This is a genomic window from Mesorhizobium sp. WSM4810, from assembly GCF_055811235.1.
In genome coordinates, this window is the sequence record NZ_JBVVQV010000006.1 from 324,018 (window position 1) to 327,991 (window position 3,974).

At 59.8% G+C, this 3,974-nt stretch carries 5 protein-coding genes; 3 read left to right on the top strand and 2 right to left on the bottom strand.

All coding sequences use genetic code 11. The features are described 5' to 3' along the window. Positions 1-213 precede the first annotated feature (213 nt). Positions 214-1,020, top strand: a complete 807-nt coding sequence (locus tag AC0L3O_RS12500) for an exodeoxyribonuclease III (protein WP_128171157.1) — start codon at positions 214-216, stop codon at positions 1,018-1,020. Between the two features lie 102 nt (positions 1,021-1,122). Continuing rightward, entirely contained in the window at positions 1,123-1,509 is a 387-nt protein-coding gene (locus tag AC0L3O_RS12505) for a hypothetical protein (protein WP_473615724.1), read from the top strand. 220 nt (positions 1,510-1,729) lie between these two features. Here AC0L3O_RS12505 and AC0L3O_RS12510 read toward each other — a convergent pair whose 3' ends face one another. Both AC0L3O_RS12510 and AC0L3O_RS12515 read right to left on the bottom strand, forming a co-directional pair. Continuing rightward, complete coding sequence (locus AC0L3O_RS12510; RefSeq protein ID WP_128171159.1) at positions 1,730-2,185, bottom strand: cyclic nucleotide-binding domain-containing protein; 456 nt, start codon at positions 2,183-2,185, stop codon at positions 1,730-1,732. Positions 2,186-2,416: 231 nt separating this feature from the next. Further along, entirely contained in the window at positions 2,417-3,100 is a 684-nt protein-coding gene (locus AC0L3O_RS12515; RefSeq protein WP_027155919.1) for a response regulator transcription factor, read from the bottom strand. Between the two features lie 84 nt (positions 3,101-3,184). Between AC0L3O_RS12515 and AC0L3O_RS12520 the strand changes: the two genes are divergently transcribed. Beyond that, positions 3,185-3,781: a L,D-transpeptidase family protein gene (locus AC0L3O_RS12520; RefSeq protein ID WP_128173682.1), complete on the top strand. Its 597-nt coding sequence runs from the start codon at positions 3,185-3,187 to the stop codon at positions 3,779-3,781. The last annotated feature ends 193 nt before the right edge of the window (positions 3,782-3,974 follow it).

The following is a 3,974-nucleotide window of genomic DNA, read 5'->3' on the forward strand; positions in this document are numbered from 1 at the left end:
ACTTATTTAAACAAACCCCCCCCCGCCCCGTACCCCCCAAACCACCACCCCCCCCCCCCCCCCACCTTAATCCCCGCCCCCCCGGGCCCCCCCCCCGCCCCCCCCCCCCCCCCCCCCGGCTTGTTTTTGCGATGCGCGGCTGGCAGTAGTTTCCGGGATTGACTTTCCGTCGGAGCCCTCTGGCGGACCTTGCGCTGTCCCGGAATCCCAAACATGCCCTTTTCGATCGCGACCTGGAACATCAATTCCGTCCGCCTGCGCATGCCGCTCGTCGAACGCCTGCTTGTCGAACAGGCACCGGACGTGCTCTGCCTGCAGGAAACTAAAGTTCCGGACGAACTGTTTCCCGAGAAGGCGTTTCGCAAGTTCGGCTATCAGCACATCGCCTTCCACGGCCAGAAGGGCTATCACGGCGTGGCGACGGTGGCGCGCCGGCCGATCGCGATTGTCGAAAAGCGCCGCTTCTGCGAGATCGAGGACTGCCGACATCTGTCGGTCACCGTGCGGGCCGGCGGCAAGGCGATCCTGCTGCACAATTTCTATGTTCCGGCCGGCGGCGACGAGCCCGACCCCGTTATCAACCGCAAGTTCAAGCACAAGCTGGATTTCGTCGCCGAAATGAACGCCATCCGCGCCGAGCACGACGAAGTGTCCGGCTCGATCCTGGTCGGTGACCTCAACATCGCGCCGCTCGAGCACGATGTCTGGTCGCACAAGCAGCTCCTGAAAGTGGTCAGCCATACGCCGGTCGAGACGGAAAATTTCGAGGCGATGCGGCTCGCCGGCGACTGGGTCGACCTGATGCGGCTCAACGTGCCTTACGAGCAGAAGCTCTACACCTGGTGGAGCTATCGCGCGCAGGATTGGCAAGCGTCGGATCGCGGCCGGCGGCTCGACCATGTCTGGTCGTCGCCAAACCTGGTGCCGAGCTTTGCCGGCTACGAGATCCTGCGGCCGGCGCGCGGCTGGCAACGGCCGTCGGACCATGTGCCGGTCATAGCGCGGTTCGACCTGGATTAAAGCATTTTGTCCCAAAGCGGGCGGAGCATGATCAAGTGCCTCTCGACGAGACACTGGAGGTTCAATAGCCTCTGAGATCCTGAGGGAGTTTGGCTAGGCTACATGGAGATAGTTGCAGCACAAACGTCGGATGTGACATCGGCGGCCGACTGCCTGGCAGATGCCTTTGCAGGCGATCCGCACATGACCTTCTTCTTCGAAGGGGATCCTGAACTCGTGACCGAGTTCTTCTCGATCCTTATGGTGGCGCGTCTCGCGCTTGGCATGCCAGTGCTGGTATTAAAGAGCGAAGGCCGCATCCTGGGTGCGGCGATGGGCTATGATACGCAACGACCGGAATGGCTTCCGGATCACCGGGAGAGATGGGCCTCACTCCAGCAACGGCAGGAGTTGATGGTGTCGCGCTTCGAGAAGTCTCAGACGATCAGCGAGAAATACGAGCCGTCGGAGCCGCATTTTTATCTTGGGGTTTTGGGGGTCCATCCCTGAATTCAGGGAAAGCGGGCTGGCCTCGCTCTCATCGAGGCCTACTGCGATCTTTCTGAAAGAGACCCTGTCTCAGCGGGGACGTTTCTCGAAACCGCGGAACGCAAGAATTTGGGTTTCTATCAACGTTGCGGCTTTCGACTTCTGGGCCAGGGTGAACTTGAATTCAAGAAACCACTCTGGTGCCTCTACAGATCCAAGAGCGTTCGAGGCGTCAGCTAGTTCAGTCGTCGAAACGCGGCGCCAGCTTCTCGATGCGGCGGATCATTGCCTGAAAATCCTCGGAGATGCGCTGGTGCAGGTGGACCGCGATATCGGGATATTCCTCCAGGATGCGGTGGAACATCTTGCGGCTGAGCCGCAGCACTTCCGAATCGATCTCGGCGGATGCGCTGGTCAGCCGGTTGGTGTCGGCGATCAGCGCCAGTTCGCTCAGCATCGTACCGGGGCCGGCCGTGCCTATCGGGACGCGGGTGCCATCCTGCTCGCGATACAGCACGATGCGCCCGCTGACCACGATATAGGCGCAATCGGCCTCGTCGTCCTCGCGGTAAAGCTTGTGGTCGGCCTGCAGCCTGGTGGTTTCCGCGCCAAAGGCGAGCAGACGCAGCTGTTCCTCCGTGAAGCTCTCGAAGAGCCTCACGGCGGACAGGATGCGGATGTCGTCATCCAACGCCATCTAGCTGTGTCCCCGAACGGCCAGTCAAATCCCTCCATTGGAGCGCCGAGCGTTCCTTTGGACGCGGCAAAGGACGCTCTAAACGCTTTGAAATCGACGCACCGGGCTTTCCAAAAACGAATCCAATTTTTGGGCCGTTGCGTCAGCGAGCTCGATCCAGAACCACCTCCAGTCTCAGGATCGTACCCGAAAGCGGCGCCTCCCCTAACCGCTGATTGAATGATTAAATGTTTAAGGAACCAGCTTGTAGCCACCACTTTCTGTCACAAGAATTTCTGCGTTGGAAGGATCGCGCTCGATCTTCTGGCGCAGCCGATAGACATGGGTTTCCAGGGTGTGCGTGGTGACGCCGGAATTGTAGCCCCAGACTTCCTCGAGCAGCACGTCGCGCGTCACCACCTTCTGGTCGGCGCGATAGAGATACTTGATGATCGAGGCTTCCTTTTCGGTCAGCCGCACCTTGGCGCCGCGCTGGTCGATCAGAAGCTTCTGGCTAGGCTTGAAAGTGTAGGGGCCGACCGAAAAGGTGGCGTCTTCGCTCTGCTCATGCTGGCGAAGCTGGGCACGGATGCGGGCCAGGAGAACCGCGAAGCGGAACGGCTTGACCACATAGTCGTTGGCGCCGGCTTCGAGGCCGAGAATCGTGTCGGAATCGGTGTCGTGTCCCGTCAGCATGATGATAGGCGACTTGTAGCCGCCCTTGCGCAGTATCTTCACCGCCTCGCGGCCATCCATGTCGGGGAGGCCGACATCCATGATGAGCAGATCGATGATGCCGCCGCGGGCCGTGGCGATGCCTTTGGCGGCGGTTGATTCCTGCAGGACGTCGAATTCTTCATAGAGAGACAATTGCTCGACGAGCGTGCCGCGCAGGTCGTCATCGTCATCGACGATCAGAATGGTGCGTGAAGTCATGGATCAATCCGTTGTTTTGAAAAGAAAATTCAGTTGACCGCTGCCTGTTTATGCGGAAGCTGACCGGCACAACAGCCGATCACAATGATTTGTTCCGTGGCACGATCATACAAGAAAAAACGCGTGTGCAATGAGGCGAGCGCATTTTTGCGAAAAGGGCTTCGTGTTCTCACCGTGCGCGCCAGGCCCGGCCACCCCAGCCAGGGGCTTCTGCAGGCTGGCAAACTGGTGTTTTCCTGTGCGCTGGGGCGCGGCGGCATATCGGCCGGCAAGCGCGAAGGCGATGGCGCCACGCCGCTTGGGTCGATGCGGATACTGTCGGGATATTTCCGCAACGATCATTTTCCCGGCGGCCGCAAAACCCGGCTGGCGATGGCGCCGATCGGTCGCGATCTCGGCTGGTGCGAAGTGCCTGAGGACCGCAACTACAACCGTCCGGTCAAGATCCCCTATGGCGCCAGCCACGAACGGATGCTGCGCGCCGACCGGCTTTATGACGCCTGCCTGGTGCTCGACTGGAACGTTGCGCCGCGTCGCCGCGGACGCGGCAGCGCCATCTTCTTTCATTTGGCCCGCCCCGACTTCACACCGACGCAAGGCTGCGTCGCGGTGACAGCACGCACGATGGCCCGGCTATTGCCATTGCTGTCGGACCGCACGGTGATGAGGGTGGTGAGGTAAGGGAAATGGTGAATGGTGAATAGTGAATAGTGAATAGTGAGTAGTGAGTAGTAAGTAGTAAGCATGGAAGTTTGCCGTTGCGGACATCCGCCGCTTATTCACTACTCACTACTCACTACTCACTACTCACTACTCACTACTCACTACTCACTACTCACTACTCACTACTCACTACTCACTACTCACTACTCAC